The organism is Pseudomonas sp. UBA6699 (genome assembly GCF_002454615.1).
Lineage (GTDB): Bacteria > Pseudomonadota > Gammaproteobacteria > Pseudomonadales > Pseudomonadaceae > Aquipseudomonas > Aquipseudomonas juntendi.
In genome coordinates this window covers 16,026-33,581 of the sequence record NZ_DKJF01000021.1, presented here as the reverse complement: position 1 = coordinate 33,581, position 17,556 = coordinate 16,026, and the positions used below count along the sequence as shown (strand labels likewise).

12 protein-coding genes and 2 tRNA genes are annotated in these 17,556 nt (G+C 64.8%); 6 read left to right on the top strand and 8 right to left on the bottom strand.

Annotated features, from left to right (window positions below; genetic code table 11):
• Nucleotides 1-286: 286 nt before the first annotated feature.
• From B3361_RS04120 to B3361_RS04110, 3 genes are all read right to left on the bottom strand, one after another.
• A complete protein-coding gene (locus B3361_RS04120; RefSeq protein ID WP_154211763.1) occupies nucleotides 287-1,051 on the bottom strand; it encodes an FKBP-type peptidyl-prolyl cis-trans isomerase in 765 nt (254 codons plus the stop codon).
• Between the two features lie 193 nt (nucleotides 1,052-1,244).
• Complete coding sequence (gene pcaQ, locus B3361_RS04115; protein ID WP_009686234.1) at nucleotides 1,245-2,177, bottom strand: pca operon transcription factor PcaQ; 933 nt, start codon at nucleotides 2,175-2,177, stop codon at nucleotides 1,245-1,247.
• A gap of 10 nt (nucleotides 2,178-2,187) precedes the next feature.
• Complete coding sequence (locus B3361_RS04110; RefSeq protein WP_286920116.1) at nucleotides 2,188-3,117, bottom strand: helix-turn-helix transcriptional regulator; 930 nt, start codon at nucleotides 3,115-3,117, stop codon at nucleotides 2,188-2,190.
• A gap of 414 nt (nucleotides 3,118-3,531) precedes the next feature.
• Here B3361_RS04110 and B3361_RS04105 point away from each other — a divergent pair, with 414 nt between their 5' ends.
• From B3361_RS04105 to B3361_RS04090, 4 genes are all read left to right on the top strand, one after another.
• The gene (locus B3361_RS04105; RefSeq protein WP_009686232.1) at nucleotides 3,532-4,872 is read left to right on the top strand and encodes an MFS transporter; all 1,341 of its coding nucleotides are present in this window, start codon (nucleotides 3,532-3,534) and stop codon (nucleotides 4,870-4,872) included.
• Between the two features lie 203 nt (nucleotides 4,873-5,075).
• Complete coding sequence (locus tag B3361_RS04100; RefSeq protein WP_154211813.1) at nucleotides 5,076-5,786, top strand: fumarylacetoacetate hydrolase family protein; 711 nt, start codon at nucleotides 5,076-5,078, stop codon at nucleotides 5,784-5,786.
• Nucleotides 5,787-5,804: 18 nt separating this feature from the next.
• Complete coding sequence (locus tag B3361_RS04095) at nucleotides 5,805-6,563, top strand: SDR family oxidoreductase (protein WP_029885869.1); 759 nt, start codon at nucleotides 5,805-5,807, stop codon at nucleotides 6,561-6,563.
• A 40-nt stretch (nucleotides 6,564-6,603) separates the two neighbouring features.
• Nucleotides 6,604-7,554 carry a 2-hydroxyacid dehydrogenase gene (locus B3361_RS04090; protein ID WP_154211812.1) on the top strand — a complete coding sequence of 317 codons (951 nt, stop codon included), beginning with the start codon at nucleotides 6,604-6,606 and terminating at the stop codon, nucleotides 7,552-7,554.
• 127 nt (nucleotides 7,555-7,681) lie between these two features.
• Here the strand turns inward: B3361_RS04090 and nirD are convergent, their stop codons facing one another.
• The 3 genes from nirD to B3361_RS04075 form a co-directional block, all read right to left on the bottom strand.
• Nucleotides 7,682-8,044: a nitrite reductase small subunit NirD gene (gene nirD / locus B3361_RS04085; RefSeq protein WP_009686226.1), complete on the bottom strand. Its 363-nt coding sequence runs from the start codon at nucleotides 8,042-8,044 to the stop codon at nucleotides 7,682-7,684.
• Nucleotides 8,044-10,596, bottom strand: coding sequence for a nitrite reductase large subunit NirB (nirB, locus tag B3361_RS04080; RefSeq protein WP_154211811.1), 2,553 nt, complete (start codon nucleotides 10,594-10,596; stop codon nucleotides 8,044-8,046). Before nirB ends, nirD begins: the two co-directional genes overlap by 1 nt.
• 295 nt (nucleotides 10,597-10,891) lie before the next feature.
• Entirely contained in the window at nucleotides 10,892-14,917 is a 4,026-nt protein-coding gene (locus B3361_RS04075; protein WP_154211810.1) for a bifunctional nitrate reductase/sulfite reductase flavoprotein subunit alpha, read from the bottom strand.
• Between the two features lie 259 nt (nucleotides 14,918-15,176).
• Between B3361_RS04075 and map the strand changes: the two genes are divergently transcribed.
• Complete coding sequence (map, locus tag B3361_RS04070; protein ID WP_238784005.1) at nucleotides 15,177-15,974, top strand: type I methionyl aminopeptidase; 798 nt, start codon at nucleotides 15,177-15,179, stop codon at nucleotides 15,972-15,974.
• A 108-nt stretch (nucleotides 15,975-16,082) separates the two neighbouring features.
• On the opposite strand, the gene B3361_RS04065 is transcribed toward map, so the two are convergent.
• Nucleotides 16,083-16,159: transfer RNA gene (locus tag B3361_RS04065), tRNA-Asp, on the bottom strand.
• Between the two features lie 13 nt (nucleotides 16,160-16,172).
• Nucleotides 16,173-16,248: transfer RNA gene (locus tag B3361_RS04060), tRNA-Val, on the bottom strand.
• Nucleotides 16,249-16,465: 217 nt separating this feature from the next.
• On the opposite strand from B3361_RS04060, the gene rdgC reads away from it, so the two are divergent.
• A complete protein-coding gene (rdgC, locus tag B3361_RS04055) occupies nucleotides 16,466-17,386 on the top strand; it encodes a recombination-associated protein RdgC (RefSeq protein ID WP_154211809.1) in 921 nt (306 codons plus the stop codon).
• Nucleotides 17,387-17,556: the final 170 nt, after the last annotated feature.

Genomic DNA, 17,556 nt, shown 5'->3' with positions numbered 1-17,556 from the left:
ACCTCCGAGAGGGAAAAGGTTATCCACATTTATTGTGGATAACCTTGTGAACAGGCCACAGTTTCTGACCCTGGGTGCCTGCCAGGCAAGGGCCCCGGTCAGATCGGGCGTTTTTTACACAGTCGTTACAGGCTGTTGCTACCAGCGCCGCGAGCGACTTGCGTCAGAAGCGTCCTACTTCTTCACGCTGCATTTCCTCGGACAGTATCAGCAGTGGCAGGTTCGTCCAAGCAGCTGAAACGAAAACGCCCCGTAAAGACGGGGCGTTTTCGGCAAACAGCCAGTATTACTTGGCAGGGGCTTCGGCAGGCGCTTCAGCGGGGGCTTCAGCGTCCGGCTCAGCGCCTTGCAGCTGGGCCGGGTCCTTGATGGCGATCAGTTCAAGATCGAACACCAGTACCGAGTTGGCCGGGATCAGCGGGCTTGGGCTTTGTGCACCGTAGGCCAGTTCAGCCGGGATGAACAGCTTGTACTTCTCGCCAACGTGCATCAGTTGCAGGCCTTCGACCCAACCCGGGATGACGCCGCTCACCGGCAGGTCGATGGGGCTGCCGCGCTCGACGGAGCTGTCGAAGACCTTGCCATCGATCAGCTTGCCTTCGTAGTGGACAGTCACCACGTCGGTCGGCTTGGGCTGCGGGCCGTCGGCTTTCTTGATCACTTCGTACTGCAGGCCCGAAGCGGTGGTTACGACACCCGGCTTCTTGGCGTTTTCCTCAAGGAACTTCTTGCCAGCAGAGGCGGCTTCTTCGCTGGCCTTGGCCAGGCGCTCTTCGGCACGTTTCTGCAGCGAGGTGAAGGCCTCTACCAGCTCTTCGTCCTTGATACGCTGTTCTTTCTTGCCAACGGCGTCTTCGATACCGAGGGCGACTGCTTTGGAATCAAGGTCTTCCATGCCTTCCTGAGCCAGGTTCTTGCCCATGTTCAGGCCAATTCCGTAGGAGGCTTTCTGCGCCGGGGTCTTCAGCTCGGGGCTGCTGGCCTGTTGATCACAGCCAGCCAGTACCAGGCCAACCAGGGCAACCGCAGCCGCCAAACGATGCTGTTTCATGTCATTTCCTTGTTCATGCGCCATAAGGGCAATCAGGGTAGAAGCCGCGAGCTTATCAGGCGTCCCCAACCCATGGCTACCGGCATAAGAGCCAACAAACAGGGAATAGTTCCACAGCCTCGCGCACGGCAGGAAGGCCTTGCGGCTGCCGGTTCCACCTCAAGGCGCTGAGCGCCCTGCTGACAGCGCCGGCTCAGGGGTAAACGCCCTCGCGGTACTGCCCGGCCACTTCGCGCAGCACTTCACACACCCACTGCCCCGGCAGGCTTTGCGGCAGGGCCGCATTGCGACAGATGCCCACCGAGCCACCGGGTTCACGCACCCCCAGGTCAAGTTCGACCAGCTCGCCACGGCGCAGGTCGAGCAGCACGGCATCGCGCGGCGCCACCCACACGCCGTCACTGCTCAACAGGTAGCGCCGGCTCAACGCCAGGGACAGCGTTTCCAGGCGCTGCGCCGGCATCTGGATGCCGCATTGCACGAACAGGCTGTCGGCATGCTGGCGGATGGTGGTACCCGCAGGCGGCAAGACCAAGGGGTAACGCCCTACCTGGCCGCGCTCCACGGGGGTGCGGGCCAGCAGTGGGTGACCTGGGCGTACCACCAGGCTCATCGACTCGCTGTACAGGTGCTCGAACGACAAACCCTGGATTTGCGGGCTGTCGGTCATGCGCCCGACCACCAGCTCCAGTTCCCCCAAGTGCAGTTGGCCAAGCAGTTGTGCGCTGACCCCGGTCACCACCCTGATCACCAGCGCCTCATGACGCTGATGCAGGCGGCACAGCACTTCGGGCATGAGCAGGCCCTCGACCGTGGACAGCACGCCGATGCGGACCTGCGACGGCGCCCGTGCCTCGCCGCGCAGGCTGCTGACGCCATCGCGCAGGGCTTGCACGCTGGGCCCGGCATAGCGCATGAAGCGCGTACCGGCCGGCGTCAGCTCGACCCCTTGGCGGCTACGCGCGAACAGCCGCGTTTCCAGCAGGTCTTCGAGCTCCTTGAGGGTCTTGGAGATCGCCGGCTGACTGATGGCGAGCACGTTGGCAGCCCTGGCCAGGCTGCCCTGCCGGGCAATCTCCAGAAAGCACAGCAGGTGGCGGTACTTGATGCGGGTGTCGAGGTTCATGCCGGCAAGCTTACCGCATCGCCACCTGCGGCGTATCCGGGTCGCGCTGCTGGCGGCGGAACTGCCCGGGTGGCAGGCCGTGGATCTGGCGGAAACGTCGGGAAAAGTAGGCTTCGTCGGCAAAGCCGCACAGCCGTGCCACCTCGCCCACCGGGCGGCTGCCGTTGAGCAGGTAGTTGCGTGCGGCGTGCATGCGCCGCTCCAGCACCAGCTCACTGAAGGTCTTGCCGATTTCCTTGCGCAGCCAGTGGGTCAAGTAGATAGGCGACAGGTAGGTGGCGGCGGCGACCTTCTGCAGGTTGAGGTCGGGGTCGTCGATATGCCTGCGCAGGTATTCGCTCATGCGGCCCAGCGCAGCGCGGCGGCTGAGCTGTGCGGCATTGCTCTCGGCCAGTTCGCGCAGCGGCTCGGCATACAGGCCACAGACCTGGCCGATCAGTTGCAGCAACAGGCCCTTGAGGATTTCGCGGGTGCCGAAGCGGCGGTTGGCATCCAGTACACGCATGCGCTCGAGGACTTGGCGTAACTCGGCAAAGTCGGCCTCGCCCAGGCAAAAGTCGAGGTGCTCCTGAAAGCGGAAGGGGGACAGCTCTGGCGCCTGCAGGATCGACACCTCTTCCAGGTCCATCGGGTCACAGGCCAAGTGCGGCAGCAGGAAGGTCTGGGAGAAGTTGATCACCACGAAGTCACTGTTGGCCGGGTGCGGGATCACATGCACCCGGTGCGGGAGGATGAAAGCCAGGGTGTTGCGCCTGAAGGGGCGCTGCACGCTACCGATGTGTTGCACCGTGTCGCCGCCCAGGTTGACCTGGATCTGGAAGTACTCGTGGCGATGTGGCGCTGTCTCGGCGGGGCGGCCGCGCTGGTCGCGGATGTAGAAGTCCATCAGCTCGCTGCGCTGCTGCATGACGTAGGTCGGGACCTCGCGCTTTGGGGGCATTGGGCTTACTCCAGGTTCCAGAAGGGCGCTGCCTGTTCCGGCCGCTTCGCGGGCACGCCCGCTCCCACAGCATCATCACAGGGCTTGAGGGCTGCGCTGCACCTGTGGGAGCGGGCAAGCCCGCGAAGAGGCGGGAGCAGGCAACACAAGTTGTACGATGTCCAAACTCATCAAATTAAACCTGTCTGCAAAAACCTGCGCAACCCTGAACGTCCACAGCCCGCTAGAAATGCGACACCCAGCAGAAAAACCGGTCAAAACCCTACCTCTCGATTTTTTGGACAGTGCAGTCTTCCCTCGCCTCCCGTGAAAAAAACGATCTAAAACTGCCGTTGCATTCAAGACGTTGTACGACCACCTTAGTAGAGGGACTGCAGCCCAACCTCTACCAACAACAACAAACGAGGTCGACTCATGTCGAGCACGCCTACCCCCCGCGCCGCGTCGTCGTACGCGCTGGACGCGGCCCCTGCCCAGCGCCTGCCCACCCGCCGCCGCTGGTTCATGCTGTCGCTGCTGCTGGTGGCGACCATCATCAACTACGTCGACCGGGTGAACATTTCCATCGCCGCGCCGTTCATGGCCAAGGACCTTGGCCTGGACAAGGTGGAGATGGGCCTGATCTTCTCCGCCTTCGCCTGGACCTACGCCCTGGCCTTGGTGCCGGCAGGCTTCATCGCCGACCGCTTCGGCTCGCGCCTGACCTACGGCGTGTCGCTGATCAGCTGGTCGGCAGTGACCGTGGCCCAGGGCCTGGCCAGTGGCTTTGCCTCGCTGTTCGGCCTGCGCCTGGCGGTCGGTGCCATGGAGGCCCCGGCCTTCCCGGCCAACAGCCGCGCCGTCACCGTGTGGTTCCCCGCCCGCGAGCGCGGCATGGCCAGCAGCATCTACGTATGCGGCCAGTACCTGGGCACGGCGCTGTTCACTGGCGCCCTGCTGTGGCTGGCGACCACCTACGACTGGCGCCATGTGTTCTACAGCACGGGCCTGGTCGGCATCGTGTTCGGCGTGGTGTGGCTGTTCCTGTACCGCGACCCGTTGAACTGCAAGAAGGTCAGCAAGGAAGAACTGGCCTACATAGAGAACGGCGGCGGCTTGGTCAAAAGCAGCCAGCAACGCACCCGTTTCGACTGGCGCCAGGTCGCCGAGCTGTTCCGCTACCGCCAGGTGTGGGCGATCTGCCTGGGCAAGTTCGCCAGCACCTCGGCACTCTATTTCTTCCTGACCTGGTTCCCGACCTACCTGATCGAAGAGCGCCAGCTGACCTTGATCAAGGTCGGCATTTTCGCGGTCATGCCGTTCATTGGCGCTACGGTGGGCATCCTGCTGGCGGGCATCGTCTCCGACCTGCTGATCCGCAAGGGGTACTCGCTGTCGTTCGCCCGCAAGCTGCCGCTGGTGGTGGGCTCGATGCTGGGCATGTCGATCGTGCTGGTGAACTTCACCGACTCCAACGTGCTGTGCATCGCCGTCCTGACCCTGGCGTTCTTTGCCCAGGGTATCGCTTCGTCGTCATGGGCGGCGGTGTCGGAAGTGGCGCCCAAGGAGCTGATCGGCCTGACCGGCGGGATTACCAGCCTGGCCGCGAACATTGGCGGCATCGTTACGCCCATCGTGATTGGCGCGATCGTGCAGGCCAGCGGTTCATTCGCCATGGCGTTCTGGTTCATTGGCGCGGTGGCGTTGATGGGGACGCTTTCGTATTCGCTGCTGCTGGGGAAGCTGTACCGCATCGAGCTCAAGACTGCAGCTTGAGATTCCCACGGCCTGTGCTGGCCTCATCGCTGGCAAGCCAGCTCCCACAAGGCCTGCGCAGTTGCCTGGACCTGTGGGCGCAGGCTTGCCGGCGATAGGACCGGTACAGGTTGCCTGGATAGTCCAACCCAACCCCGCTTTCGTCCAACTTTACCGGCCAGCCCGTGACATACGCTGGCCACCCCAGCAAGGAGGATTGACCCATGACTTACCTGTTCACCCCCCCGGCCATCGTCAGCCTGCCGATCCGCGGCAGCGATGTGCGCTTTCCGGTCGGCCGGGTGTTCTGCCTGGGCCGCAACTACCCATGGCCGGAAACCTACGGGCCGGCGCCACAGGAGCCGGTGTTCTTCATGAAACCAGCGAGCAATGTGGTCGAGGCAGCGGGCGAGCTGCCCTTCCCGCCGCAGACCGACGAGTTCTGCCACGAAATCGAGCTGGTCGCAGCCATCGCCAAGGGCGGTGCCGACATCGCCCCGGAGCATGCCTTGGAACACGTGTTCGGCTTTGCCGCCGGCCTGGACATGACCCGGCGCGATCACCAGCGCAAGGCCAAGGCCGAGGGCCTCCCCTGGGAGGCGGCCAAAGTGTTCGAGGCCTCGGCCCCCATGACTGCCATCGTCCCCGCCAGCGAGTGCGCCTGGCCGCTGAATGCGACGCTGTGGCTGCAGGTCAATGGCCAGGAGCGCCAGCGTGCCCACCTCAGCCAGCAGACCTGGACGTTGGCCGAAGTCATCAGCCGGCTGTCCCGCCAGCTGCCGCTCCGCCCGGGCGACCTGATCATGACCGGCAGCCCGCCCGGGGTGGCGGCGCTGAACCCAGGCGACACCCTCCACGCCGGCATCGACGGTATCGGCGAACTGCACTTGCACGTCGGCCCCCGCCCTGCCGGGCAAGCCGCCAACGCTGCCTGATTCCCCTGGAGTGACGAAATGAAGCAGAACAGGAAAATCGCTCTGGTCACCGGCGCCGGCAGCGGCATCGGCCGCGCCGTCGCCCTCGCCCTGCTGGAGGATGGCTTCAGCCTGGTCCTCGCCGGGCGCCGTCTCGAACCGCTGCAAGCGGTCGTCGAACAGGCGCAGGCTGCGGGCGGTGAAGCCATGGCGGTAGCCACTGACGTGCGAGATGAACAGAGCGTCGCGCAGCTGTTTGCCACCGTCGAGGAGGTACATGGGCGCCTCGACGTGATCTTCAACAATGCCGGCATCAATGCCCCGGCCGTACCGGTCGACGAGCTGCCGCTGGAAAACTGGCGCAACGTCATCGCTACCAACGTCGATGGGGTGTTCCTCTGTGCCCGCGCGGCCTTCGGCCTGATGCGCCGCCAGCAGCCGCAAGGCGGGCGGATCATCAACAACGGCTCGATATCGGCGCATACCCCGCGCCCGTTCACCGCGCCCTACACCGCCAGTAAGCATGCGGTGCTGGGCCTGACCAAGGCACTGGCGCTGGACGGCCGGCCTTACAACATCGTCTGCAGCCAGGTAGACATCGGCAACGCCCTGACCGAGCTGTCCGAGCGCATGACCCGGGGTGTGCGCCAGGCCAATGGCGAGATCGCCGCCGAGCCAATGCTAAACGTGCGCCATGTGGCCGACGCGGTGCGCTACATCGCTGCGCTGCCGCTGGACGCCAACGTGCTGAACATGACCGTGATGGCCAGCAACATGCCATTCGTTGGCCGTGGCTGAACCTTGCTTTCGATGAACCCTGTTCCTGATGGAGTGACCGATGAAACCCGAAGTCCTGCAACTTAGCCCGATCCTCATCCCGCAGATCCGTGAGCGCCTTGAACAGTTGTTCACCCTACACCGCTACTACGAACAGGCCGACAAGCACGCCTACGTCAGCCAGCATGCCGACAATATCCGCGGCGTGATCACCGGTGGCCACACGGGTATCAGCCAGGCACTGATGGCGCGCCTGCCCAACCTGGAAGTGATCGCGGTCAATGGTGTCGGCACCGACGCGGTCGACCTGGCCTACGCCCGCGACCGCGGCATCCAGGTGACAGCGACCATCGGCGCCCTCACCGAGGACGTTGCCGACCTCGCCATCGGCCTGCTGATCGGTGTGTGCCGGGGCATCTGCACCGGTGACCGTTTCGTGCGCGCCGGCCATTGGGCCACCAGTGCCACGCCGCTGGCACCGTTGCCACTGGCCCGTCAGGTGTCGGGCATGCGCGTGGGCATTGTCGGCATGGGCCGGGTCGGCCGCGCGGTGGCGCAGCGGGCAGCCGCGTTCGGTTGCCCGATTCGCTACACCGACTTGCAGGCGCTGGATGTGCCATACGGCTTCGAGGCCGACCTGCTGCAGTTGGCCAAGCACAGCGACGCACTGATCCTTGCAGCGGCGGCCGACAAGGGTGAGGCGCTGATCGATCGCGACGTGCTGCGGGCCTTGGGCAGCGAGGGTTACCTGATCAACATCGCGCGCGGCAAGCTGGTGGACGAACCGGCCTTGATCGCGGCATTACAGGCTGGCGAGATCGCCGGCGCGGCGCTGGATGTGTTTGCCGATGAGCCGCGAGCGCCCGAGGCGTTGTTCGAGCGTGAGGACGTGGTACTGCAGCCGCACCGGGCCAGTGCCACCGTGCAGACCCGCACGCGCATGGGCGAGATGGTGGTGGCCAGCCTGGTAGATGTGTTTGCCGGGCGCACGCCGCAGGGGCTGGTGTTCTGAGGCACTAGTGCCGGCCTCTTCGCGGGCTCGCCCGCTCCCACAGAGTCATCGCAGGGCTTGAGGGCTGCGCTGTACCTGTAGGAGCGGGCAAGCCCGCGAAAGGGCCGGCACTGGCAATGCACAAGAATCAGGCCACACCCAGTTCCACCGCGTCGCCCTTCAACCGCACCGGCCACACCCGCAAGCGCTGCCCGCTGTCCTCCAGGCATTCCCCGGTGTGCAGGCTGAAATGCTGCTTGTACAAAGGCGCCGCCACCACCAGCTCACCCTGCACGCTACCCACCAAGCCGCGGCCGATGATGTTGGCCCCGGAGCGTGGGTCGCGGTTGTCCACCGCGTACAGCGCCTGGGCTTGGCCAGGTAGATAGAACAGCGCCACCTGGGCACCGTCGAGCCACACCACCACACCGGAGTCGGCCACCAGGTCTTGCGCCCGGCACACGGCCTGCCAGTTCTCGCGTTTGTTCACAGCAGCATTGGACAGCATCATCAGACAGCCTCCTCGACAGTGGGGATCAGGTGCAGCGGCGCGGCAGGCCGGCGTTGTTCGCGTTCACGCACGAAGTGCACGTCCGGGTCGGCGCGCTGGTCGTTGACAAAGGTCCGGAAGCGCTTGAGCTTCTCGGGGTCGTTCAGGGCGTTGGCCCATTCGCACTGATACTGGTCGACCACATGCTGCATCTGCGCTTCCAGTTCGCTGGCAAGGCCCAGGCTGTCGTCGATGACCACCTGTTTCAGGTAGTCCAGCCCGCCCTCGAGGTTTTCACGCCACACCGAAGTACGCTGCAGCTTGTCGGCGGTGCGGATGTAGAACATCAGCACGCGGTCGATCAGGCGTACCAGGGTTTCGTCGTCCAGGTCGGTGGCAAACAGTTCGGCATGCCGCGGGCGCATGCCGCCGTTACCGCACACGTACAGGTTCCAGCCCTTGTCGGTGGCGATCACACCAATGTCCTTGCTCTGGGCCTCGGCACATTCGCGGGTGCAGCCAGACACGGCGAACTTGAGCTTGTGCGGGCTGCGCAGGCCCTTGTAGCGGTCTTCCAGGCGCAGGGCCATGGCCACGCTGTCCTGCACGCCGTAGCGGCACCAGGTACTGCCCACGCACGACTTCACCGTACGGGTCGATTTGCCGTAGGCATGGCCTGTTTCGAAACCGGCCTCGATCAACTCCCCCCAGATGAGCGGCAATTCGTGCAGCTGGGCGCCGAACAGGTCGATGCGCTGGCCGCCGGTGATCTTGGTGTACAGGTCGTACTTCTTGGCCACCTGGCCAATCACGATGAGTTTGTCCGGGGTGATTTCACCCCCCGGAATACGCGGCACCACCGAGTAGGTGCCGTTTTTCTGCATATTGGCCATGAAGGTGTCGTTGGTGTCCTGCAGCGGCACCAGCGCCGGGTCCATGATCGGCTGGTTCCAGCAGGAGGCAAGGATGTTGCCCACCGCCGGCTTGCAGATGTCACAGCCGGTGTGGCCCTTGCCGTGACGTGCGAGCAATTCGCTGAAGGTGCGGATGCCCTCCACCCGCACCATGCCGTACAGCTCTTGCCGGGTGTAGGCGAAGTGCTCGCACAGGCTCTTGTCCACCGCTACACCGCGGGCCGTCAGTTCATGCTCGAAGACTTGCTTGAGCAAGGCCGCGCAGCCGCCACAGCCGGTTGCCGCCTTGGTGCAGCCCTTGACCGCAGCCAGGTCGCTGCAGCCGCTGTCGATGGCGGCACAGACTGCACCCTTGCTGACGTTATGGCAGGAGCAGATGGTGGCGCTGTCGGGCAAGGCGTCGGCCCCCAGCGCTGGTGCTGCGCCGCCTTGCGGCAGGATCAGCGCGGCGGGGTCGGCCGGCAGGGCAATACCGTTCTGGGCATACTGCAGCAAGGTGTCGTAATAGCTGTTGTCGCCAACCAGCACCGCACCCAGCACATGCTTGCCGCTGGCATCCACCACCAGCCGCCGGTAGGCGCTGTTGGCTTCGTCGATGAAGCGGTAGCTGCGTGCACCGGGCGTAGCACCGTGGGCATCACCGATCGAACCGACGTCCACCCCCAGCAGCTTGAGCTTGGTCGACATGTCGGCACCGCTGAACGGCACCGGCGCCTCGCCGCAGAGCAATGCCGCCAGGTTGCGCGCCATGCTGTAGCCGGGCGCCACCAGGCCGAACACGCTGCCGTTCCACGATGCGCATTCACCGATGGCAAAGATGCGCGGGTCACTGCTGCGGCAGTGCTCGTCGATCACTATCCCGCCGCGCGTGGCGATGTCCAGGCCGCAGGCACGGCCAAGGGCATCTTGTGGGCGAATGCCAGCGGAGAACACGATCAGGTCGGTTTCCAGGTATTGGCCACCGTCGAAGTTCATGCGGTAACGGTAGGCGTCGCCCTGGCTGATCGACTGGGTGGCACGCGACAGGTGCACACCCACGCCCAGCGCTTCGATCTGTGCCTTGAGCGCTGCGCCGCCCTCGCCATCCAGCTGCACCGGCATCAGCCGTGGCGCGAACTCCACCACGTGGGCTTCCAGGCCGAGCGACTTGAGGGCGTTGGCCGCTTCCAGCCCCAGCAGGCCACCCCCCACCACCACGCCACGGCGGGCGCTGGCGGCGGCAGCGCGAATGCCATCGAGGTCGTCGAGGGTACGGTAGACCAGGCGGGCATCACCGCTGGAGCCCTCGATCGGCGGCACAAAGGGGTAGGAACCGGTCGCCAGGACCAGTTGGTCGTAGCCGTAGCGGCCTTGGGCGGTAACCACCTCGCCGCGCTCGCGATCGATCTGCAGGACCGCTTCGCCAAGGTGCAGGTGCACGCCGCTGGCGGTGTAGAAGTCGCGCTCGCACAGGGCCAGGGTTTCGGCACAGCTACCGCCAAAGTACTCGGACAGGTGCACTCGGTCGTAGGCGCGCTGGCGCTCCTCGCCGAACACCCGTACCTCGAACTGCTGCAGGGCGCCGCGGCTGACCAGTTGTTCGACACAGTGGTGGCCGACCATGCCGTTGCCGACGATGACCAGTCGCTCTCGTTGCCCGCTGCTCGCTGTTGCCTTCATAAGCCGATCCTCGATCAAAAAAAAAGCGCCTGGAGCCGAAGCTCCAGGCGCCTTTGCCTGTATTCATCACGGTAGGGGGCCCGGTTGATCGCCGTTGATCAGTGGGCTTTGTTGTTACATGGGCTAAGCAGGGAGTGTGCCAAGCCTGGTGCCGGGGGTGGACGCGTTACGCGCAAACCCGCACCTGCACGGGCCTGCACAGCGTTCCAGGGCTTTGCAGCAGCGGGCTCGCTCGCCCGCCACCCGGCACCGGCTGCGCACATTCACAGTGCACTGCAGCCCATCGCGGTGCACATCAGTACACGTCACGCCGGTAGCGCCGGGCCTGGTTCAGGCCGTCGACGTAGGCATCAGCCGCCGCCGCATCCATGCCGCCATGCTCGGCGACAATCGCCCGCAAGGCCGCATCCACATCCCTGGCCATGCGCTGGGCATCACCGCAGACATAGAAGTACGCCCCGGCCTGCAACCATTGCCACAGCTGCGCACCGTGCTCGAGCATGCGCGTCTGCACGTAGATCTTTTGCGCTTGGTCACGCGAGAACGCCGTGTCCAGCCGCAGGTGCCCCGTGGCTTGCCAGGCCTGCAATTGCGCCTGGTAATAAAAGTCGCTCGCAGCGTGCTGCTCGCCGAAGAACAGCCAGTTCGGCCCGCTGGCGCCGCGCGCTTCACGCTCTTCAAGGAACGCCCGAAACGGCGCAATGCCAGTGCCAGGGCCGACCATGATCAACGGCACACCATCGTCCTCAGGCAGGCGGAAGTGCTTCGACACCTGCGGGAAAATCGCCACCTTCAACGCCTGTGCCCGGTCGGCCAGGAAGCTGGAGCACACACCGTTGCGATCACCGTAGCGCACCGTGGAAACGGTCAGGTGCACCTGTTGCGGGTGCGCCAGTGGGCTGGAACTGATCGAGTACAGCCGTGGCTGCAACGGCTTGAGCAACGCGAGCCAACTGGCCAGTGGCAGTTGCTGCGGGAAGGCGCGCAACACATCGACCAGTTGCCGGCCCCACAACCACGCCTGCAGTTCGGCCTTGCACTCGGGCTGCAGGAGGCGCTGCAGGTCGGGGGCATTAGCGGCGAACACCTGCAGTTGCTGTGGGGTGACCTTGGCGATTTCCAGGTGTGCCTGCAGGGCTTCGGCCAGCGGCATGGCGGGCTGGCCCTTCAATTCCACCAGCGCCTGGCCGTCGAGTTGCATCAGCGCCAGCAGTTCTGCAACCAGCGCCGGACAATTGCGTGGCCATACCCCCAGGGCGTCGCCGGCGGCGTAGGTGAAACCGCTGCCACTGAGGTCGAAGACCAGCTGGCGGGTTTCCTTGCTGGCACCGGGGCCGTTGAGCAGACGGTTTTCCAGCAGGGTGGCCGCCCAGGGCCGCTGCTTGGTGTAAGCCGCCACGGGTGCCGCTGCGCCGGCCGGCTGTGCCGCGGCGGTGCTCCCCAGGCTTGGCAGCAGTGCCTCCAGCCAGCCGGCAAACACTTCGTCGAAGTCGGGCTCGCAGTCCACCCGTTGCAGCAGGCGCCGGCCGCCCAGCTCGGCCAGCCGCTGGTCCAGCTTGCGGCCAAAACCACAGAACTGCTCATAACTGGAGTCGCCCAAGGCCAGCACGGCATACGGCAGCTCGGCGCAGTGGCCGCCCTCCTCACCTTGCAACGCCTGCCAGAAGTTCGCGGCACTGTCGGGGGCCTCGCCATCACCGAACGTGCTGGTAATGAACACCACGCTGGCAGCGCCGCGCAGCTGGCTGGGGCGGGTCGCCTGCATGCAACTGAGCTGCACCTGCAGGCCTGCGCCGCGCAGGCGTTCGGCGCAGCGCTCGGCCAGCAGTTCGCAGTTGCCGGTCTGCGAAGCCCATACCACCTGGTGCAGCGGCTGGGCTGGCGCCGCGGCCGGTGCCTGGGCCGGGGTCGCGAACAGCCCGGCCAGCAAGCCGTCAACGAACATACGCCGGCTGGCCGGCAGCGGCGCACTGGCCGGCAGGCTGGGCACAGCGTCGGCGCGCGCCTGGGCCAGCCCCAGCAGAAAACCTTGCAGATAGTGGCGCTCGTCGTCGGCCAGCACCGGGGCCGGCAAGGTGTCCAGGCCTAACAGGCGGGACAAGGTGGCGGTCGGCATGCTGGCAGGCTCGGCAACGGAGGTGTGCAGTTCAAGGGCATCGATACGCTCGCCGGCAACCCGCTGCAGGGCCACGGCGCAGTGCTTGAATGCGGGCTGCAACGACAGAGGGTCGAGCGCATCGCAGGTCACGGCATTGATGGCCAGCTGCTCACCGACCAGGTCGTTCCAGTGAAACGGCGCAAAGCAGTTGCCCGGCATGACCCGGTCGCTGGTACGCGCCGGGAGCACGGCCTGGCCACGCCGCGAGCGAACGGCCACCTGGTCTTTCTCGGCAATGCCCAAACGGGCGGCATCTTCCGGGTGGATTTCAACGAACGGGCCGGGCTCCAGCTTGTTCAGCGCCGGTACCTTGCCGGTCTTGGTCAGGGTATGCCAGTGGTGCTGCACGCGGCCGGTGTTGAGCACCAGGGGGTAGGCGTCATCCGGCAACTCAGCGGCGGGCAACCAGGGCCGGGCGAAGAAGCGTGCCTTGCCACTGGCCGTGGGGAAGGCGATAGCCGGCCGCTGCCCTTGGTCATCGAGCAGCAGCGCCTGGCTGCTGCCATCGTTCAGGTAACGCAGCGGGCTGCGGTGCTGCTCGCGCCCCGGGGCGCTGGGCCACTGCCGGGGTTGCTGACGCAGGTCGGCATAGCTGATGCCACGCAGGTCATAGCCGGTGGCCGGGTTGTGAAAGCGGCGAATTTCCTCATACACCGCCTCGGCGTTCGGGTAATCGAAGGCCTCGCCATAGCCCATCGCGCAGGCCACGCGGGCGATGATCTGCCAGTCCGGCAGGCTTTGCCCGGGCGGCTCGACAGCGCGGGGCATCAGGGTCAGGTTGCGTTCGCTGTTGATCATCACGCCCTCGCCTTCGGCCCACAGCGCGGCAGGCAGCAGGATATCGGCGTAACGGTTGGTTTCGGTGTCGAGGAAAGCGTCCTGGGCGATCACCAGGTCGGCCTGGCGCAAGCCGTCGAGCACCTGCTGGCGGTTGGCGACACTGGCAACCGGGTTGCTGCAGATGATCCAGCAGGCTTTCACCTTACCGGCCTTGAGTTGCTCGAACAGGGCCACCGTTCCCTCGCCGGCTTCGCTGCGCAGGCTACCGGGTGGCAGTTGCCACTGCTGTTCGACGAAGGCACGGTCAGCCGCCACCAGCGCCGAGCGCTGGCCGGGCAAGCCGGGCCCCATGTAGCCCATTTCGCGGCCGCCCATGGCATTGGGCTGGCCGGTCAGCGAGAACGGCCCGCTGCCAGGGCGGCAAATGGCACCGGTGGCCAGGTGCAGGTTGCAGATGGCATTGCTGTGCCAGGTGCCATGAATGCTCTGGTTCAGCCCCATGGTCCAGCAGCTCATCCAGTTGCCGGCGCTGCCGATCCATTGCGCGGCCTTGACGATGTCGGCCTCGGCCAGCCCGGTGATGGCGGCCACCCGTTCGGGGCTGTAGTCATCGAGCAAGGCGGGCATGTCGTCCCAGCCTTCGGTATGGCGGGCGATGAAGTCCGGTTGGGTGTGGCCATTGCGATGCAGCAGGTGCAGCAGGCCATTGAGCAAGGCCATGTCGCTGCCGGGGCGCAGCTGCAGGAACAGGTCGGCCTTGTCCGCCGTGGCGCTGCGCCGGGGATCTACGACGATCAGTTTGGCCCCTGCCTTGACCCGGTCGAGCAGACGCAGGAACAGGATCGGGTGGCAGTCAGCCATGTTCGAACCGATCACCAGAAACACATCGGCGTGCTCGAAATCCTCGTAGCTGCCAGGCGGGCCGTCGGCGCCTAGCGACAGCTTGTAGCCGCTGCCGGCACTGGCCATGCACAAGCGCGAATTGGACTCGATGTGGCGGGTGCGAATGAAACCCTTGGCCAGCTTGTTGGCCAGGTACTGGGCCTCCAGCGACATCTGCCCGGACACGTAGAGCGCTACGGCGTCTGGCCCATGCTGGTCGATGATGCCACGCAGGCGCTTAGCACTCTCGGCAATTGCCTGGTCCATGTTGGCGCGCACTGGCGGCTGGTTGCGTTGCTGGCGCAGGTAGGCGTCTTCCATGCGCCCGGCCGCCGTCAGCGGCAAGTGGGCGGTAAGGCCCTTGGTGCACAGCCGGCCGTAGTTGCTGGGGTGCTGCTTGTCGCCGCTGATCTTGCCGACCTTGCCATCGGCAACGCTCATGACGATGCCGCAACCAACCCCGCAATACGGGCATACGCTGCGCACTTCGTTATTGACCATGGGCGGGCTCCTGTGGAAACGCAAAAAGGCGCCGGCTGCCCCGGCCTGCAGCAGCAAGCGGGGGCAACACGGCGCCTTTGTCGTGAGAATGTGCGGGCTGTCGACGTTGATGGCCCGGGATGGGAGGTAGCCAGCAATTAGTGGGCCAGCTGGAGCAGACGCTTCTACCACGCCCGCGCTCTGGCGTACCGTGCGCACCCTGCGCACCATGCGGTGGCAACTTAACACCCGCTGGCGCTATGCTGGGGCAAATTCCAGCATGAGCAACCGCCCTTTCCCCATGCCCCAGGTGATCCTCAAGACCCCCGCCCAACTCGAGCTGATGCGCCGGGCCGGCCAGTTGCTGGCCCAGGTATTCGCTGACCTCGACAACTTCATCCGCCCCGGCATGACCACCCTGCAAATCAACGACCGCGCCGAAGCCTACATTGTCGAAACGCTCAAGGCCCGGCCTGCGAGCAAGGGCCAGTACGGGTTCCCCTACTCGCTCAATACCTCGGTGGACCATGTGGTGTGCCATGGCATGCCCAAAGCCGACGAGGTGCTTGAGGAAGGCTCGATCGTCAACGTCGACATTACCCTGGAACAGGGCGGCTACATCGCCGACGCCTCGAAGATGTACTGCATTGGCACGATCAGCGACGAGGCCCGCCGCCTGGTCGACACCACCTATGCAGCGCTGTGGAAAGGCATCGAGCAGGTGCGCCCAGGGGCCACGCTGGGTGACATCGGCCACGCCGTGCAGGCCCATGCCGAGGCCGCGGGCTACAGCGTGGTGCGCGAATACTGTGGGCATGGTATCGGCCAGCAGATGCATGAAGCACCGGAGGTCTTGCACGTGGGCCAGCGCGGCATGGGCATGAAGCTCAAGCCAGGCATGGTGTTCACCATCGAACCGATGATCAACCAGGGTGGGCGCGGCACGCGCGAACTGAAAGATGGCTGGACAGTGGTTACCCGCGACCACAGCCTGTCGGCGCAATGGGAGCACACGGTGGCGGTGACGGACGACGGTTTCGAAGTGCTGACGTTGCGTGAAGAAGAACGCCGGGGCTGAAACTGAAGCGCTCTGCGGGCTCTTGAAGCATACAGGCACAAAAAAAGCGACCCTAGGGTCGCTTTCTTTGTAACTTCCGGGTGTTCAGTGGGCCCTGGAAGTTGAATATGGCGCAGCGGACGGGACTCGAACCCGCGACCCCCGGCGTGACAGGCCGGTATTCTAACCGACTGAACTACCGCTGCGCTATACATCGAGTGGTGGGTGATGACGGGATCGAACCGCCGACCCTCTGCTTGTAAGGCAGATGCTCTCCCGGCTGAGCTAATCACCCATGTCTCTCGGTGTGGCGCGCATTCTACGTACGCCCCTGCACCCTGGCAAGCACTTTTTAAACTTTCTTCAAAAAAAACCTCAGGCCTTTCAAAGACCTAGCGTTGCCAGGCGTTTTCTTGCGCCATTAACCACTGCTGGCCCTCTGACAGGGTTGGCCTGGGAGCACTGCTCGGAGAATAATGCCCGCCTTATGCATTAATGAGAGATTGCCCCGCATGTGGTTCAAGAACCTGCTGACCTACCGCCTGACCCAGGAAGTACCGTTCGAGCCTGAAGCGCTGGAGGCCGCCCTGGCCAGCAAGCCGGCCCGCGCCTGTGCCAGCCAGGAGCTGTCCACCTATGGTTTCATCGCACCGTTCGGCAAAGGCGAAGACGCGCCCTTGGTGCATGTCAGCGGCGAGTACCTGCTGATTGCCGCACGCAAGGAAGAACGCATCCTGCCAAGCAGCGTGGTCAATGACGCCGTGAAGGAAAAGGTCGAAGAGATCGAGACCGAGCAGATGCGCAAGGTCTACAAGAAGGAACGCGACCAGATCAAGGATGAGATCATCCAGGCCTTCCTGCCGCGCGCGTTCATCCGCCGCTCGATGATCTTCGCTGCCATTGCCCCGCGTCAGGGTGTGATCCTGGTCAACTCGGCCAGCGCCAAGCGTGCCGAAGACCTGCTGTCGACCCTGCGTGAAGTGATGGGCTCGCTGCCAGTGCGCCCAGCCATGGTAAAAATCGCACCGGTTGCTACCATGACCGACTGGGTCAAGTCGCAACAGGCTGCTGAAGGCTTCTACGTGCTGGACGAGTGCGAACTGCGCGACACCGCCGAAGACGGTGGCATCGTGCGCTGCAAACGCCAGGACCTGACCGGCGAAGAAATCCAGCTGCACCTGAGCACCGGCAAGGTGGTTACCCAACTGGCCCTGGCCTGGCAGGACAAGCTGTCGTTCATCCTCGACGACAAGATGGTCATCAAGCGCCTGAAGTTCGAAGAGCTGCTGCAGGAACAGGCCGAACAGGACGGTGGCGATGAGGCGGCCCAGCAGTTCGACGCCAGCTTCCAGCTGATGATGATGACCTTTGCCGAATTCTTGCCGGTGCTGTTCGAGGCCCTGGGTGGCGAGGAGATTCCGCAGGGGGTCTGAAAGCAGTAGCGAAAGGCAAGTGGCAAGTGGCAAGTGGCAAGTGGCAAGTGGCAAGTGGCAAGTGGCAAGTGGCAAGTGGCAAGTGGCAAGTGAAAGTACTACGGTGCCGCATCGAACACGGCACCCCTGCTTTGGGTTTTTCTTGCAGCTTGCAGCTTGCGTCTCGCGTC

Excerpts from the sequence above, each read along its gene's own strand:
- B3361_RS04120 (WP_154211763.1), bottom strand. The coding sequence starts at position 1,051 with ATGAAACAGCATCGTTTGGCGGCTGCGGTTGCCCTGGTTGGCCTGGTA.
- pcaQ (WP_009686234.1), bottom strand. The coding sequence starts at position 2,177 with ATGAACCTCGACACCCGCATCAAGTACCGCCACCTGCTGTGCTTTCTG.
- B3361_RS04110 (WP_286920116.1), bottom strand. The coding sequence starts at position 3,117 with ATGCCCCCAAAGCGCGAGGTCCCGACCTACGTCATGCAGCAGCGCAGC.
- B3361_RS04105 (WP_009686232.1), top strand. The coding sequence starts at position 3,532 with ATGTCGAGCACGCCTACCCCCCGCGCCGCGTCGTCGTACGCGCTGGAC.
- B3361_RS04100 (WP_154211813.1), top strand. The coding sequence starts at position 5,076 with ATGACTTACCTGTTCACCCCCCCGGCCATCGTCAGCCTGCCGATCCGC.
- B3361_RS04095 (WP_029885869.1), top strand. The coding sequence starts at position 5,805 with ATGAAGCAGAACAGGAAAATCGCTCTGGTCACCGGCGCCGGCAGCGGC.
- B3361_RS04090 (WP_154211812.1), top strand. The coding sequence starts at position 6,604 with ATGAAACCCGAAGTCCTGCAACTTAGCCCGATCCTCATCCCGCAGATC.
- nirD (WP_009686226.1), bottom strand. The coding sequence starts at position 8,044 with ATGATGCTGTCCAATGCTGCTGTGAACAAACGCGAGAACTGGCAGGCC.
- nirB (WP_154211811.1), bottom strand. The coding sequence starts at position 10,596 with ATGAAGGCAACAGCGAGCAGCGGGCAACGAGAGCGACTGGTCATCGTC.
- B3361_RS04075 (WP_154211810.1), bottom strand. The coding sequence starts at position 14,917 with ATGGTCAATAACGAAGTGCGCAGCGTATGCCCGTATTGCGGGGTTGGT.
- map (WP_238784005.1), top strand. The coding sequence starts at position 15,177 with ATGAGCAACCGCCCTTTCCCCATGCCCCAGGTGATCCTCAAGACCCCC.
- rdgC (WP_154211809.1), top strand. The coding sequence starts at position 16,466 with ATGTGGTTCAAGAACCTGCTGACCTACCGCCTGACCCAGGAAGTACCG.